This window comes from Lysinibacillus sp. BNK-21 (genome assembly GCF_048684915.1).
In the GTDB taxonomy this organism is placed as follows: Bacteria; Bacillota; Bacilli; order Bacillales_A; family Planococcaceae; genus Lysinibacillus; species Lysinibacillus capsici.
In genome coordinates this window covers 1,402,069-1,416,462 of sequence record NZ_JBLQTS010000001.1, presented here as the reverse complement: position 1 = coordinate 1,416,462, position 14,394 = coordinate 1,402,069, and the positions used below count along the sequence as shown (strand labels likewise).

At 38.3% G+C, this 14,394-nt stretch carries 17 protein-coding genes and 1 riboswitch; of the genes, 2 read left to right on the top strand and 15 right to left on the bottom strand.

Going from position 1 to position 14,394, the window contains the following annotated elements:
- Window positions 1-51: 51 nt before the first annotated feature.
- The 10 genes from ACMGGO_RS07150 to rpsU all read right to left on the bottom strand — a co-directional run bounded on the left by ACMGGO_RS07150 (window position 52) and on the right by rpsU (window position 8,933).
- Window positions 52-402, bottom strand: coding sequence for a diacylglycerol kinase family protein (locus ACMGGO_RS07150; RefSeq protein ID WP_048392193.1), 351 nt, complete (start codon window positions 400-402; stop codon window positions 52-54).
- Window positions 403-876 (bottom strand): rRNA maturation RNase YbeY, encoded by a 474-nt coding sequence (gene ybeY / locus ACMGGO_RS07145; RefSeq protein ID WP_066036447.1) that lies wholly within the window; start codon window positions 874-876, stop codon window positions 403-405.
- Between the two features lie 8 nt (window positions 877-884).
- Window positions 885-3,005 carry an HD family phosphohydrolase gene (locus tag ACMGGO_RS07140; protein ID WP_004227107.1) on the bottom strand — a complete coding sequence of 707 codons (2,121 nt, stop codon included), beginning with the start codon at window positions 3,003-3,005 and terminating at the stop codon, window positions 885-887.
- 224 nt (window positions 3,006-3,229) lie between these two features.
- Complete coding sequence (locus ACMGGO_RS07135) at window positions 3,230-4,186, bottom strand: PhoH family protein (protein ID WP_016994096.1); 957 nt, start codon at window positions 4,184-4,186, stop codon at window positions 3,230-3,232.
- A 2-nt stretch (window positions 4,187-4,188) separates the two neighbouring features.
- The gene (locus ACMGGO_RS07130; protein ID WP_048392191.1) at window positions 4,189-5,301 is read right to left on the bottom strand and encodes a sporulation protein YqfD; all 1,113 of its coding nucleotides are present in this window, start codon (window positions 5,299-5,301) and stop codon (window positions 4,189-4,191) included.
- Window positions 5,291-5,551, bottom strand: a complete 261-nt coding sequence (locus ACMGGO_RS07125; protein WP_048392190.1) for a hypothetical protein — start codon at window positions 5,549-5,551, stop codon at window positions 5,291-5,293. Before ACMGGO_RS07125 ends, ACMGGO_RS07130 begins: the two co-directional genes overlap by 11 nt.
- Before the next feature lie 54 nt (window positions 5,552-5,605).
- A complete protein-coding gene (locus tag ACMGGO_RS07120) occupies window positions 5,606-6,082 on the bottom strand; it encodes a hypothetical protein (RefSeq protein WP_054550098.1) in 477 nt (158 codons plus the stop codon).
- A 28-nt stretch (window positions 6,083-6,110) separates the two neighbouring features.
- Window positions 6,111-7,115 (bottom strand): flotillin-like protein FloA, encoded by a 1,005-nt coding sequence (floA, locus tag ACMGGO_RS07115; RefSeq protein ID WP_016994103.1) that lies wholly within the window; start codon window positions 7,113-7,115, stop codon window positions 6,111-6,113.
- 3 nt (window positions 7,116-7,118) lie between these two features.
- Window positions 7,119-8,447, bottom strand: a complete 1,329-nt coding sequence (locus ACMGGO_RS07110) for an NfeD family protein (protein ID WP_048392188.1) — start codon at window positions 8,445-8,447, stop codon at window positions 7,119-7,121.
- A gap of 312 nt (window positions 8,448-8,759) precedes the next feature.
- Window positions 8,760-8,933, bottom strand: a complete 174-nt coding sequence (gene rpsU / locus ACMGGO_RS07105) for a 30S ribosomal protein S21 (protein ID WP_004227078.1) — start codon at window positions 8,931-8,933, stop codon at window positions 8,760-8,762.
- A gap of 252 nt (window positions 8,934-9,185) precedes the next feature.
- Window positions 9,186-9,327, top strand: a riboswitch (cyclic di-AMP (ydaO/yuaA leader).
- Between the two features lie 116 nt (window positions 9,328-9,443).
- Between rpsU and ACMGGO_RS07100 the strand changes: the two genes are divergently transcribed.
- Window positions 9,444-10,781: a TrkH family potassium uptake protein gene (locus tag ACMGGO_RS07100; RefSeq protein ID WP_115674109.1), complete on the top strand. Its 1,338-nt coding sequence runs from the start codon at window positions 9,444-9,446 to the stop codon at window positions 10,779-10,781.
- A 25-nt stretch (window positions 10,782-10,806) separates the two neighbouring features.
- The gene (locus tag ACMGGO_RS07095; protein WP_004227067.1) at window positions 10,807-11,463 is read left to right on the top strand and encodes a potassium channel family protein; all 657 of its coding nucleotides are present in this window, start codon (window positions 10,807-10,809) and stop codon (window positions 11,461-11,463) included.
- 51 nt (window positions 11,464-11,514) lie between these two features.
- Here the strand turns inward: ACMGGO_RS07095 and ACMGGO_RS07090 are convergent, their stop codons facing one another.
- The 5 genes from ACMGGO_RS07090 to ACMGGO_RS07070 all read right to left on the bottom strand — a co-directional run bounded on the left by ACMGGO_RS07090 (window position 11,515) and on the right by ACMGGO_RS07070 (window position 14,388).
- The gene (locus ACMGGO_RS07090) at window positions 11,515-12,084 is read right to left on the bottom strand and encodes a manganese catalase family protein (protein ID WP_004227065.1); all 570 of its coding nucleotides are present in this window, start codon (window positions 12,082-12,084) and stop codon (window positions 11,515-11,517) included.
- A 24-nt stretch (window positions 12,085-12,108) separates the two neighbouring features.
- Entirely contained in the window at window positions 12,109-12,372 is a 264-nt protein-coding gene (locus tag ACMGGO_RS07085) for a spore coat protein CotJB (RefSeq protein ID WP_016994107.1), read from the bottom strand.
- The gene (locus ACMGGO_RS07080; protein ID WP_004227061.1) at window positions 12,365-12,592 is read right to left on the bottom strand and encodes a spore coat associated protein CotJA; all 228 of its coding nucleotides are present in this window, start codon (window positions 12,590-12,592) and stop codon (window positions 12,365-12,367) included. The genes ACMGGO_RS07085 and ACMGGO_RS07080 overlap by 8 nt, the downstream gene beginning before the upstream one ends.
- A gap of 135 nt (window positions 12,593-12,727) precedes the next feature.
- On the bottom strand, window positions 12,728-13,399 hold the full coding sequence (deoC, locus tag ACMGGO_RS07075; RefSeq protein WP_281216138.1) for a deoxyribose-phosphate aldolase: 672 nt from the start codon (window positions 13,397-13,399) through the stop codon (window positions 12,728-12,730).
- Between the two features lie 455 nt (window positions 13,400-13,854).
- Entirely contained in the window at window positions 13,855-14,388 is a 534-nt protein-coding gene (locus tag ACMGGO_RS07070; RefSeq protein WP_420281732.1) for a hypothetical protein, read from the bottom strand.
- Between the last annotated feature and the right edge of the window lie 6 nt (window positions 14,389-14,394).

Sequence of the window (14,394 nt, the reverse complement as noted above, 5' to 3'; positions counted from 1 at the left end):
ATTCTCCCTCACATTTATGGTTTATTTTCAATTAGAAGACACTCATTTCCATTAAAACCATTTTGGCAGAAAGATGAGTAATCCGATTATAGCACTGAATAGCGCAAATACAAGCACTGCACCTGCTGCAATATCTTTTGCTTGCTTAGCAAGCGGATGTATCTCTGGGGAAGCTAAATCGACTACCCGTTCGATAGCTGTATTCATCATTTCCAGCGCAAACATTAGTGCTATTAATAGTAGCACAATATACCACTCCATACGAGATAAACCTGTCAAATAACTAGCCAGTATAACAATGATTGCACTTACTATATGTGATTTCAAATTTTGTTCTTTACTTGCAGTTATGATGCCTTCAAAAGCATAGCCAAAAGATCGCAAGTATTTTCGCAAATTCATCTAATCTCGACCTAAGCCAAAAGTTTGGAGAATCTCATCTTGCTTTGCAAACATCACTTTCTCTTCTTCTGGCTCCATATGGTCATAACCAAGTAAATGTAAAAAACCATGTACAGCTAAAAAGCCTAATTCTCGCTCAAAGGAATGATTATATTCCTCTGCTTGCTCTTTTGCACGATCAGTCGAAATAATGATATCACCTAATACACGTGGCATACCTTCAAAAGTTACTTCAATTTCCCCTTCACCTAGCTCCTCTAGTGCAAAGGAAATGACATCTGTTGGTTGATCTTTGCCACGATATTCACGATTAATATCTTGAATTGCCTTGTTCGTTACAAACGTCACCGAAACCTCTGTTTCTGGCTCAATATTTTCTACACTTGCAGCATGATGTAATAGCTTTTCAACAAGTTCGATATGTTGTGCTCCCACTTCATTTGTTTCATCCGTAAAATCAATTGTTAAAATCATAGATCCTCCTACTTATCTGCCTTTGGATATTCAATACGTGAATGGAATATCCCATTCAACGTTTCACAAAGTACTCTCTCTATACATTTTAACTCTTTTATTGAAATATCGCATTCATCAAACTGATTATCTTGGACGCGATCATCGATAATCGCTCGTACTAGCTTCTGAATTTTCTCTGCATTTGGCTCTTTCATAGAACGTACTGCTGCCTCGACACTATCCGCAACACTTATAACAGCTGCTTCTTTTGTTTGTGGTTTGGGCCCTGGGTATCGGAACTTTGCCTCATCAATATTTTTTCCTTCTTCCTTTGCTTTAAACAAGAAGAATTTTAACAAACTTGTGCCATGATGTTGTAAAGCGATATCAATAATTTCTTGGGGCATTTTATAACGTTTTAACATATTGGCACCATCTGTCGTATGGGCGATAATAATCTCTGCACTTGTTTCAGGTGGTAACGAATCATGCGGATTGATGCCCGACATCTGATTTTCGATGAAAAAGGAAGGTCGTTTGGTTTTACCAATATCATGATAATAACAACCTACACGCGCTAATAAACCGTCAGCACCAATCTCTTCACACGCAGCTTCCGCTAAGTTCGCTACCATCACACTATGATGATATGTCCCTGGAGTTTCCATTAATAATTTTTTTAATAATGGATGGTTGGGATTGGATAGCTCAATTAAGCGTAAAGACGAAAGCAAGCTAAACGCCGATTCAAAGAATGGTAAAAGTCCCATCGTTAATGCCCCTGAAAGCAAGGCTGATAACATCGCCGCTATTAAGTAAAATGCTAATTCTGGTAAGCCATAGGATGATTGTGTCATTAACAAATAAAACGCAATAAATGCCATGTTTACAAGGGAAATCACACCAACCGCATGTAAAATATGTGAGCGTTTTTCCACACTACGCAAAAAGAATAGGCTTGCAAACCCTCCGAATATGATATACAGCGTAATTTCCATTTGCATAACTGAGGAATAGCCTTCTTGAAAAATTACCCCTGCTGAAGCAGCCGTCATAACTGTAATTAATACGGCTGCTCGCTCATCTGCTAGCAATCGTACAAGCATCGTCGCTAGTGCTGTCGGAAATAAAAAGGCAATCGTCACATCAAAGCCACTAGAAACTAAGCTAATAAATTTCATTAGCAAAATAGACAAGCTATAAACAATCACTGTGACTAACAGTGCATTACGTTTTTTTCGTTCGTTCGTCTCCCAACGCTCAAATAAAATATACATAAACATCATTTGTAGTAGCGTTAAAATAATAAGCCCTGCTATCGGCTTAAAGGAGGCTTTATTACTAACCATCCCTAATAGCTCTAATTGTCTAAAAGCCTCATTGTCAATAATTTGGCCTTCTTGAACAATAATCTGACCTTGTAAAATTCGTGTCGGCTCTACACTTTCTTTGGCCTGCTGTTTTCGAATCTTTGTTTGTTCTTCGTTAATTGTTTCATTTTCAATAATGCTTGTACGTCCTATTAACACGACTGTATTGAATATTTTATCAGGATATCCTCTTTGTCCACGAATCTTTGTTTCAAAATCATTTTGTGCAACAAAGACGTTCTCTGGTCGGATGGATTTTTGTAAATATTCCTCTACAAATTTAGATAATTGCGTACTTGTTCTAGTTAAATCATCTTCACTTTGTACTAATAGACCTTCCAGCTGAGAATCTGTAAAAATTAACGGCATCTGGTCTTCGTCAATGGATTCAAATTTTTTTCGAAGCTGTGTAACCTGGTCTGCAATAGGAATAGGTTCCTTACTATTTGCAACATCTTTTTTCACTTCCAAAACATAATCAAATAATGATGTTACAATCGCTGCTCTTTGCTTGGCGACATCCTCCGAAAATTGATAGACTGAATCCACTGCATTGGCAGCTTTTTCTCGCTCTAGCTGTGTTTTATAAGTGTCTTCAATCGTTTTAGTAGATCGTACGGTTTCAGGCGCAAGCTGTAATGGTTTGAAATCATATGTAACTCCTTTAACATTGCCATACATGAACCCAAATTGTAGGCCACCTGTTAAAATGAGAATGATGATAAGAAAGTAGCGAAAACCGATAAGCTCTGTAAATTTTCGAAGTTGTTTCTCCATCTGGCACCTCCTCTATCTACCTACTATCATACCAATTCAACATACATTTTTCTCGAAAAATGTATAAGAAAGCAAAAAACAGCTATGCATCTTCGCATAGCTGTCACATTTTTTTCCATATTTTGATTAAATTCGTGGTTTAGGTTTTAACTATATGGATGTTTTAAACCTCGTTGCCCCTGTCGCTTCGCTTTCGGGGCAGACTTTAGAATTGCTACGCAATTCTAAAGTTGCTGTTCTTCGTAGGCTTGAATGATTTTGGCTACGATTGGGTGACGTACGACATCGCCTTGTTCTAGTACTTGGAAATGAATAGATTTAACATACTTTAATGTACGTTCTGCTACAATCAAGCCAGATTCTGTATTTTTGGGTAAGTCGATTTGCGTTTTATCACCTGTGATGACCATTTTAGAGCCGAAGCCTAGACGAGTTAGGAACATTTTCATTTGTTGATGTGTTGTATTTTGTGCTTCATCTAAAATAACAAAGGCATCATCTAATGTACGGCCACGCATATAGGCTAAAGGGGCGATTTCAATCGTTCCGCGTTCAATTAGCCGCTGTGTTTGTTCTGAGCCGTAGATGTCGTTTAAAGCGTCGTAGAGAGGTCGTAGATATGGATCGACCTTTTCCTTTAAATCTCCTGGAAGAAAGCCTAGAGACTCTCCAGCTTCAACAGCAGGGCGAGTTAAAATAATTCTCTTAACATGGCCGTTTTTAAGTGCCTGTGTTGCCATGACTACCGCTAAATACGTTTTCCCAGTACCGGCTGGACCAATACCGAAAACAACGTCTTTATGACGGATTGCTTGTATGTATTCTCGTTGACCAATTGTTTTTGCACGAATTGACTTACCTTTCGTCGTGCGTGCTATTTCTTCATCATATAGTTCTGCAAAATACTCGATTGTTCCTTTTTGTGTCATTTCAATAGCTGTTGTGACATCACGTTGATCAATATTAATTCCTTTGCGAATGACCTTCAATAAAGCATGCAGAAGAAATGTTGCCTGTTCCTTAGCATTTTCTTCACCCGCAAGTTGAATTTGTTCACCACGCGTAATGATATGAACATTAAGTGCTTCTTCAACTAATTTCATATTTGCATCGGAAATACCTAGTAGCATAACCGCTTCATTTGGATTATCCACCTGTAATACAGTTAACTGTTCTGACATAATCATTCTCCTTGTAGGCCTTGTATTGGACTTGCAATGTTTTCATTGACTAAAAATAGAACTTTCCCTTCAACTGTACCATTCCCCCACTTTGCCTGTAAAAGGTTTTCTTTCTTGATGATTGTTTTTGCAGGTAACGAACGTAATACTTTTTCATGCAATAAAGGAATCAGCAATGACTCAATTTTCGATTCATCCAACTCTACTTGCATCGTTTTCGTCTGTTGCTCCTCTACAATTGAAACATAGGGAGATAGCCAATTCGGTAAATCCTTTCTTTGTACATAATCCACCTTTTCCTCATGTATACCCTTTATCAACACTCGCCATTGCTTTTGCTGCAAGGTTTCCACGGTAATTTTTGTTGGAATTTTAAATGAACATTCAAGCCAATAGTCTGCATAAACCTCTCCCTTCGCCCCTACAAAAACTTGATCTGTGCCACTTTCTAATACACCACTTACGAGGACGTCACCCTCGTAGGCTGTATCATTTACTGAAATTTTTCGCTCGCCATGCTGTATATTAAAGTGTGTAATGACACCACTTTTCGTTGCTACTATATGGGAGGCTAATTTATCAGTTGTTTGCTCTGTTTGTTTAGGTGATTCTTGTGGTCTCAAAATTACTCGTCCGCCATGTTTATCAATATGAACCCATGATAGCTCTCGGTGTTGCTCTAACAGCTTTTGTCGTATAACCGTATTGGAAGGTAACTTTTTTTGAGATAAAGGGGTTTCTAATTGAAAGGTTTCATGAAAGGTCTTACCTAAACGCTGCTCTAGTTCTGGTGTTGCGGCTTCTATGTCCACTCGCCATATGACTTGTGCACAAAGAATTGGAATAGCAATCATAAAGGCTAAGCCCAATAAAGTCCAAATTTGCGCTCGAAAAACTTGAAGCTCATCTGCATAAAATACAGCCATTTTTAAGCGAAAACGTCTTCGTACACGGCGAATTTTTGGTAGATAATGCATCGTCGTTTCAAAGGAAACTTCCTGCTCACGAAAGACAACACGCTTTAATGGGACATGTTGAGCGTGCAATGCTTGAATAAAAGGATGAACATTTTCATGGCGCTTTATACGTATAATAATTGGCCGATTATTCCACATTTTTGCTCACACCCATATTCTTTGTCATTTTCATATGAAGCTCCTGTAGATTGTCAACAGTGAGATGTAGCATTTCTTCTTTGAGCGCATTGATTGTCACTGAATCCGCATTGACAGTAATATGATAATCTGCATAGACAAACGAACAGGTCGTCGCATCTGCATGAATAAAACGGTAGGGTCCAATAATTTTTAATGATTCGTATTCTAACAACTCAAGTAGTGGCGTTAATTGAAATAATTTTTTCATAAAAAATGCCTCCTTCTTCGGCAATATATGCATCGAAAAAGGAGGACATGCTAGTTATTTTCTTTTTGATTTCGGTGGCCCTAATATTTCAGCCATCACGATTGCTTGCATAAGATCATTTTTAGATTGAGGTAGTTGTAAAGTCGAATTTGTGCCAACTGATTGCACTTCTTTTTTTCCAGCAGCTAATCGTCCTCGACCTTCTCGATTAGAAGAACGGCTAGGGATATCTGCTGGAATGACAGCTGGAGCAACATAGCTTGGTATTTCCCTTTTCACTTGTTCTTCAACAAATTTTTTAGGCTCCTCGACTTTCTCATTTTCTGGAATCCAATCTCCTATAAATTCTCGTGCAAAATCTTCAAAACTCTGTGCTTTCCCAGTACGATGTGGTGCTTTCTCCGTAACTGGAGGCTCCACCACGGTGTCTTTATTAAAAGGAGGCATCTGCTTCTGAGGCTTTTTATTTTTTGATTTTCCGAAAATAGAGCTGACTATGGCAATTATGGCGAAGATTATTAACTGTTCCATATGTTAGTTTCGCTCCTTTCCGTTATTATTAAGCATTGGGTTCATTTTTTTCTGGTTTATCATTGCTTACTTTTGAGATAGAGTCGCGCATCGCTGTATCTGCTTGGATATTGCGATAGTTCATATAATCCATAATGCCAAGATTACCAGAACGTAAGGCTTCAGCCATCGCTTGTGGTACTTCCGCTTCTGCTTCTACTACTTTTGCCTTCATCTCTTGAACACGTGCAATCATTTCTTGCTCGTTTGCTACAGCCATTGCACGACGTTCCTCAGCTTTTGCTTGCGCAATGTTTTTATCAGCTTGTGCTTGTTCAATTTGTAATTCAGCCCCGATGTTTTTACCGATATCTACATCCGCAATATCAATGGATAAGATTTCAAAGGCTGTTCCTGAATCCAAACCTTTAGATAAAACCGTTTGTGAAATCATATCTGGATTTTCTAATACTTCTGTATGACTAGTAGCCGAACCAATTGTAGAAACGATCCCTTCCCCTACACGGGCAATAACTGTTTCTTCACCAGCACCACCGACTAAACGCTCGATGTTGGCACGCACGGTAATACGAGCCTTTGCTTTTACCTCAATCCCGTTCATTGCTACACCTGAAATGAAAGGTGTTTCAATAACTTTTGGATTAACAGACATTTGAACAGCTTCTAATACATCACGCCCAGCTAAATCGATTGCTGCACAACGTTCAAATGACAGCTCAATATTGGCACGGTGAGCCGCAATTAAGGCATTCACTACACGGTCAACATTACCACCTGCTAAATAGTGACTCTCTAACTGATTAATCGTTACAGGTAAACCTGCTTTATGTGCTTTAATCAACGGATTAACAATTCGAGAAGGGATTACACGACGCAATCGCATCCCAATTAATGTAAAAATGCTCACACGTACACCTGCTGCTAATGCAGAAATCCACAATGCAACGGGTACAAAGGTAAAGAATACCGCAAGCACAATGAATAAAATAACTAGTCCAGCAATAGGACCAATCAAAGCTAAATCAAAACCCATTTTCTATTCCTCCATCTCTTTATCTGTTTGTCTCACAACAATGCGTGAGCCTTCAACTTTAATAATTTCTACATGTTGATTGGCATCGATATAGCCACCTTCTGATACAATATCAATGCGTTCACTACCAAGTACCATTGTTCCAGATGGACGAAGTGGTGTAAGCGTTTTCCCAATTTTTCCTAACAGTTCTGTGCGATTCACATTGGATACATACCCTTCTTCTGTCGTGGTTGCATCCATTAACACAAGCCTGTTTAAGACATGCAGTTTTTTTCCGAAAAATTTCATCAGAATCACCATTCCTATCATCGCTATCACAAGCGCAATGAGAATTGCTACTATCATTTGCATCATATTTGCACCTGCCAGTATCAGACTTAGTACTATTAAGACACCACCTAAAATACCAACAATTCCACCGGGGACAAAAAACTCTGCAATTAAAAGGGCTAAGCCAACAATAAATAACAATAATGTTTCATATCCCGCAAAGCCGGCCACCATATGTCCAAAGAAAAATAAACCAAGTGCTGATAAGCCCATTATACCTGGAACACCAAATCCTGGCGAATAAAGCTCCATCACAAGTCCTAAGCTAGCGATAGACAATAGAATAGGTACAATGATGGGATTTGTAATAAAACGAGCTAACTTTTCAGAAAAGGTTGGTTCAATGGGAACAACATCACTACCATTCAAGTTGGTTACTTCTAAAAGCTCCTGAAAATCTTTAACCGTCCCTTCAGAATATTTAACCTTTGCTGCCTCTGAGGCTGATAGGGTTAACAAATTCTTTCCGCCAGCACGGTATTCTGGTAGTTCATAGTTGGTATCTGCCATTGCTAATGCATACTTAGGGTCGCGCCCTGACGTTTCTGCTGCTGCTTTCATTTGAGCAAGCCAAGCGCTATTGGCCTTTAGGTCGGCTGCATTACCTGCTGAATCGATAACTGCCGCTGCACCGATTGTTCCATTTGGAACCATGTAGATCTCATCCGCATGTAGGGCTAAAAACGCTCCTGCTGAGTGCGCATCCTTATTAATATAAGCAATCGTTTTTATTTGCGTTGCATCCATAAGCATGGCGATATCGCTTGCTGCATTCACAAAACCGCCAGGCGTATGTATTTCTAAGATAATCGCCTCAGCATTGTTTTCTTCAGCCTCTTTAAAAGCTCGTTCTAAAAATGCATGAAGTCCTCGCTCTACTTCATTATGAATCGGAACATGATAAACCTTATTACTGGCAAAAGCCGAAGTTAATGGAAACGCTAACAAAAAAGTCATCCATATCACTAGTAAATAGCTGAGGATTCTCCGTTTTCGCATCTTTTTCCCTCCCTTCTAACATGCCTCTCCTCTGTATATACGGTCAATCATGCGAAAAGTTTCACAAATCTTAAAAAATTTATTAATTATTTATCATTCGATCTAATGCCAATTACTAACACTTAGTATGTGCAAAAAAGCCGAATGAATCAAAGTGATTTCATTCGGCTTTTTCATATGTACGTAAAGTTGAGCAATGTAAAATACCTGAAATTAATCAAAAATGTGATTAATTTCAGGTATAACTTTGTCTGCTCAGTGAATCATACAATTGCGTGTTATGAACGTAGGGATTTTTAATGGGAAATTAAATTACCACTTACGTTTACGTGCAGCTTCTGATTTCTTTTTACGTTTTACGCTAGGTTTTTCGTAGAACTCGCGCTTTCTAACTTCTTGAATTGTACCACTTTTTGATACAGTACGTTTGAAGCGGCGAAGAGCATCTTCAAGCGATTCGTTTTTGCGAACGACAGTTTTTGACATCTCTCTTTCCCTCCCTCCGAACACACGTCAATACACAATTAGGCAAATCACCTTCTGTTGTGTACTAAAAAATTATATCGTATTGTCTAATAATGGTCAATAGAAAGTATGCGAAATTATCAAGTGAATTTTTGGTTTTATTTTTGCTCGAATTATTCACACACAATTCGCCCACAATAAAAATAATTACATTTTCTTAACAATTAAGGGGTTTACAAAAAATAGAATAAGGGCGTAGAATAATCACATTCAATTTCATATCGGCCAAATCTCAACTATTTGAGAACGGAGGAACCAATCTTTTGGGGTTAATTCTGCTTTAGCAGAAGGGATGAGAAAGCTCTTTCGCCATCCTACCCGTCAGCTAACTTCGTCGGCTAAAGCGAAGGAGGTCGTTATTGACCACCATTATTAGCATGCTTTCTACCCTTTTCATGCTCTAATCGTAGGTCTTTTTATTATGCCATCTAACAAACAGTTGTTTACTATTCAGAATTGAGGAAATATTAAATGAACAATTTTAAAAGAGCATTAAATCCTCCCAAAATTCTTGTACTGGGCTTTGCCCTTATCATTGCCATAGGTACGTTTCTTTTAACAATGCCATTTTCTACTGAGGATGGGAAGGGTTTGCCCTTTTTAGATGCTTTATTCACTGCTACATCAGCTACTTGTGTCACAGGTTTAATTGTAGTTGATACAGGTGATACCTTCTCTATTTTTGGCGAAGTGGTCCTTTTATTCTTAATCCAAATTGGCGGTTTAGGATTTATGACATTTGCCACATTATTATTTTTACTGCTTGGAAAGAAAATTTCATTAAAAGAAAGACTGCTGCTTAAAGAAGCATTTAATAATATCTCTATTGCTGGTCTTGTTCGATTAGTGAAAAGAATATTGCTCTTTACAGCATGTATTGAAATAATCGGTGGTCTAATTCTATCGATTCGTTTTTCTTTTGATATGCCTATTGGAAAGGCCCTTTATTTTGGATTTTTTCATGCCATATCCAACTTCAACAACGCGGGCTTCGATTTAATGGGTGGCTTTAACGGAATGACTGCCTATGTTGATGACCCCTTTGTTGTTTTCACCATCTGTGCTCTTATTACAATCGGTGGATTAGGCTTTATTGTGATGAATGAATTGTATGAATATCGTGTAACTAAAAGGCTTTCTGTCCATTCAAAAATAGTCTTAGTAACGACACTTTTGCTCACTGTTAGCGGAACCATTTTGATATTTTTGTTTGAGTATGGCAACCAAAAAACTCTTGGACCATTATCCGAATGGGGTAAAGTATTAGGTTCCCTTTACCAAGCGGTTACACCACGAACTGCTGGCTCCAATACACTGGCTATTGGGGACTTAACGCATTCTACATTATTTTTAATGATTCTTTTCATGTTTATTGGGGCAGGCTCTGGGTCGACTGCTGGAGGTATTAAAATCACAACCTTTGCTGTTTTAGTAGCTACTATGTGGTCACAAATTCGAGGAAAAGAAGATGTCGTTCTCTTTAAACGTAGAATTGTTACTGAAACTATCTTAAAGGCTTTGACGGTTACAATGTGTGGAGGATTAATTGTTGTAGTCGTGACGATTATTCTCAGTATCACGGAACAGCATCATAGCTTTATGATGTACTTATTTGAGGCTACCTCTGCGTTTGGTACTGTTGGTCTTTCGATGGGCCTAACTCCAGAGCTAACACCTGCTGGTCGTCTTCTTCTGATTATTACAATGTTCGCAGGAAGAGTAGGACCATTAACCATTGCTTTTGCCATTGCAAAACGAAGAAAAAAAGAGAGTTTCCGCCACCCAAAAGGAAATATTATGATTGGATAACCAAATGAGAGGAAGACAGAACGCTATGACCATTAAACAATACGCTGTGATTGGCTTAGGTAGATTCGGAACAAGCGTCGCTCGCAGATTGCATGAAGCTGGACAGGAAATATTAGGAATTGACATAAATGAAGAAAGAGTAGAGGATGCCGAACCCTATGTGACTCACGCTGTGGTTGCAGATACAACAGAAGAAAAAGCCTTAAAATCGATTGGTATTGGTAACTTCGATTGTGTTATCGTAGCGATCGGTAATGATATGCAATCTAGTATTTTAACCGTCTCTTTATTAAAAGAGCTAGGGATCAAAAAAGTGATCGCAAAGGCACTTGGTAAAAGACATGGGCAAGTGTTAGATAAAGTAGGAGCTGATTGGATTATTTACCCAGAAAGAGATATGGGTGAACGTGTAGCCAATCAACTCCTATCCCCAAATATGTTGAATTATATCGAATTATCAAAGGAATACAGCATTGAAGAAATTATGATTCCTTCCAAAATGGCCGGACAAAACCTTCGGGATTTAGACTTGCGCGCAAAATATAACGTCAGTGTAATTGCGATTGTGCGCGAAGGTGAAATTATTATCTCCCCTTCTCCTGAGCAAATTATTGAAAAGGAAGATTTATTAGTAATGATTGGTCATCGAAAAGATCTTAGCTTATTCTCAAATATTCAGTAACCGCAAAAAGGCTGTGTCAAGTTCACCTTGATACAGCCTGCCATTTTTGTCTTAGAAAACTTTCTTTTGATCTCTATCATCTTTTAAAATTTCAACAGCCTCTCTAAAGCGCTGGGAATGAACAATTTCCCGTTCACGTAAAAACTTCAAGCTATCATTTAAATCCGTATCATCTGATAAGTCAATAATCCATTGGTATGTGGCACGTGCCTTTTCTTCGGCTGCTATATCCTCATACAAATCCGCGATAGGGTCACCCTTTGCTTGAATATAGGTTGCTGTGAATGGTACCCCCGAGGCGTTTTGATAAAATAGAGCCCGATCGTGATTTACATAATGATCACCCAATCCAGCTTCTTTCAGCATTTCTGGTGTTGCATCTTTTGTTAGCTTATAAATCATCGTGGCAATCATTTCTAAATGTGAAAATTCCTCTGTTGCTATATCGGTCAATAACCCTACTACTTTGTCAGGAATCGTATAGCGCTGATTCATGTAGCGTAGAGCTGCTGCCAGTTCCCCATCCGCTCCTCCATATTGTTCAATTAAAAACTTTGCAAGCATTGGGTTACATGTACTAACTTTTACCGGATACTGGAGTTTCTTTTCATAATACCACAAAGATTTTTCCTCCTAGTCTTTTGTTTAGACTTGCCATGGCCATGGTGTATCAATCCAGTTAAAAGGATAATTCGAATAGCTTCTCCCAAAATTCATGAGTGGTCCATATTTTTGCTCAAAATCAATTTTAAGTTTCATACTTTTCTCTGTATTTTCATTAAATTGCTGAATGGCGTCATAATCGTGTGGATGAGTGTCTAAATAGAGGTTTAATTCAACAATGACGAAATCAATTGCTTGTATTTCTTCTAATTGCTTATAAAATTCGGGCGGCATCTTTTTAGTCATGCTTCCTCCCTCCTTTTAGGGGAAATGGGTATGGGCTAAACAACTGTGGCCATAGTGTTCCTGCCATTAGCGCTTCTCTTGCGGTTGGAAATTGTGGAAGTCCAGGTGGTTGAAAACCCATATATAGTTGTGGGGGTGTTGCATAATACTTAACTTCTATAGGCTTACAAGGATCAAAGGGGCTAATATAGGGCCTCCAAGACTTATACTGTGTAAACATGACATCCTCCTTTCTGTATTTACATTCATCAGTGGAGTATATGTGCATAGAAAATTATTATGCTGATTAAACACAAAGAAGCCATAAGCTCATGTCAATGTACACATGAGCTTATGGCTCTATAAAAAGATAATATTAATAGTTGGAGTCGGCAATTAAACCATTCATAATAGCTACACCAGAGCTAGCCCCAATACGAGTCGCACCTGCTTCTACCATTTTTTTCATGTCCTCTAAGCTACGAACACCACCTGATGCTTTTACACCAAGTTCTGGACCTACAGTTTTACGCATAAGCGCGATATCCTCTGCTGTTGCTCCACCAGTAGAAAAACCTGTAGATGTTTTCACATAGTCAGCACCTGCTGCTACAGCTAACTCACATGCCTTCACTTTTTCTTCGTCTGTTAGTAAGCATGATTCAATAATGACTTTTACAAGTGCGCTATCTTTAGCTGCTTCTACCACTGCTGCGATATCTGCTTGTACAAGGTCATAGTTTTTATCTTTTAACGCACCGATATTAATAACCATATCTACTTCTTTTGCACCGTTAGCAATGGCGTCTTTTGCTTCAAATGCTTTGACTTCTGGTGTATTGGCACCAAGTGGGAAGCCGATAACCGTACAAACTAACACGTCTGTACCCTGTAATAATTCACTGCTTCGCTTTACCCAAGTTGGATTTACACAAACAGAAGCAAAGTTAAATTGTTTAGCTTCAGCACATAATTTTTCAATTTGTTCTTTTGTTGCCTCAGCCTTTAATAATGTATGATCAATCATACGTGCAAAATTTTTTTCCATTGTTGAACGCTCCTTCATTAAACAAGATGTACGTACCTCTTCGAATCATATCATTTTTTCGCGATGGCGTCTAATTTCTTTCTATATAATGAACACCCAAATATAAACATTCCAGAACGAGTCATGTTTATCTGAAGTCCTCAAAAGATTATATAGAAAGTGATAACTTAATTATTTCACAAAAAAATCTTATATGTACTGATTTTATAAGGATTATGTTATCATAAATCACGTATCTAAAATATGTACAACGAAAAACTTATTAAATGTTTGGAAACACAAGGTAATGTGAATTGAAAGGATGATATATATCATGAGTAACGAGCGATCAAAAATCGTGAGTTTTCATACTCTAGGTTGTGGAGTAGTAAACATAAATATGATTGCGTAGGAATGCAGTAATATCAACGTCTCAACGCCTTGGATTTTTCCCTCTAAAATACCTCTTTTTACGACTAAATTGCCTCTCCAATCGTTTTTAATATCCCTAAAAACAGTGGAGACATTTGAATCAATACATAACCCAAACCGCAGTTCATTATTATTGACCAAGCCTTTTCGCCATTCCCAATCATGAACCAAAAGCAAGCTCCAACCATAATTACACTTGCAATCGGGAACGATATTGCGACTAATACCTGGACAACAGGATCAAGAATAGTAGCTATCATTTCTAACGACTTATCAGCAATAACTCCCACTGGTTGCCCTACGGCATTAACAGGCACAACAGAAGGTATTTGAGCAACCACTGGCTCTAATGTTGGCTGTTGAACTGGACTACTTACTGGAAGAAGCGTGGAGGTATAAGAGTCTTTGAAGTTGTTATACATAAGCATCCCTGTTCCAATTGCAGTTACGGTAGGTACAGCTCCAGCAATAGCAACATGTTTCAAGGTTGCATACTTTACATCACCTGGAAACCTCTCTGAAAAATCTGTGTACTCACTTGTTGGAACAACCTCGGTTTTAATTCTCTTTTTAAACATACACAT

Excerpts from the sequence above, each read along its gene's own strand:
- floA (WP_016994103.1), bottom strand. The coding sequence starts at position 7,115 with ATGGGTTTTGATTTAGCTTTGATTGGTCCTATTGCTGGACTAGTTATT.
- ACMGGO_RS07110 (WP_048392188.1), bottom strand. The coding sequence starts at position 8,447 with ATGCGAAAACGGAGAATCCTCAGCTATTTACTAGTGATATGGATGACT.
- ACMGGO_RS07070 (WP_420281732.1), bottom strand. The coding sequence starts at position 14,388 with ATGTTTAAAAAGAGAATTAAAACCGAGGTTGTTCCAACAAGTGAGTAC.
- ACMGGO_RS07130 (WP_048392191.1), bottom strand. The coding sequence starts at position 5,301 with ATGTGGAATAATCGGCCAATTATTATACGTATAAAGCGCCATGAAAAT.
- ACMGGO_RS07085 (WP_016994107.1), bottom strand. The coding sequence starts at position 12,372 with ATGACTAAAAAGATGCCGCCCGAATTTTATAAGCAATTAGAAGAAATA.
- deoC (WP_281216138.1), bottom strand. The coding sequence starts at position 13,399 with ATGGAAAAAAATTTTGCACGTATGATTGATCATACATTATTAAAGGCT.
- ACMGGO_RS07135 (WP_016994096.1), bottom strand. The coding sequence starts at position 4,186 with ATGTCAGAACAGTTAACTGTATTACAGGTGGATAATCCAAATGAAGCG.
- ACMGGO_RS07120 (WP_054550098.1), bottom strand. The coding sequence starts at position 6,082 with ATGGAACAGTTAATAATCTTCGCCATAATTGCCATAGTCAGCTCTATT.
- ACMGGO_RS07125 (WP_048392190.1), bottom strand. The coding sequence starts at position 5,551 with ATGAAAAAATTATTTCAATTAACGCCACTACTTGAGTTGTTAGAATAC.
- ACMGGO_RS07080 (WP_004227061.1), bottom strand. The coding sequence starts at position 12,592 with ATGTTTACACAGTATAAGTCTTGGAGGCCCTATATTAGCCCCTTTGAT.
- ACMGGO_RS07095 (WP_004227067.1), top strand. The coding sequence starts at position 10,807 with ATGACCATTAAACAATACGCTGTGATTGGCTTAGGTAGATTCGGAACA.
- ACMGGO_RS07140 (WP_004227107.1), bottom strand. The coding sequence starts at position 3,005 with ATGGAGAAACAACTTCGAAAATTTACAGAGCTTATCGGTTTTCGCTAC.
- rpsU (WP_004227078.1), bottom strand. The coding sequence starts at position 8,933 with ATGTCAAAAACTGTCGTTCGCAAAAACGAATCGCTTGAAGATGCTCTT.
- ybeY (WP_066036447.1), bottom strand. The coding sequence starts at position 876 with ATGATTTTAACAATTGATTTTACGGATGAAACAAATGAAGTGGGAGCA.
- ACMGGO_RS07150 (WP_048392193.1), bottom strand. The coding sequence starts at position 402 with ATGAATTTGCGAAAATACTTGCGATCTTTTGGCTATGCTTTTGAAGGC.
- ACMGGO_RS07100 (WP_115674109.1), top strand. The coding sequence starts at position 9,444 with ATGAACAATTTTAAAAGAGCATTAAATCCTCCCAAAATTCTTGTACTG.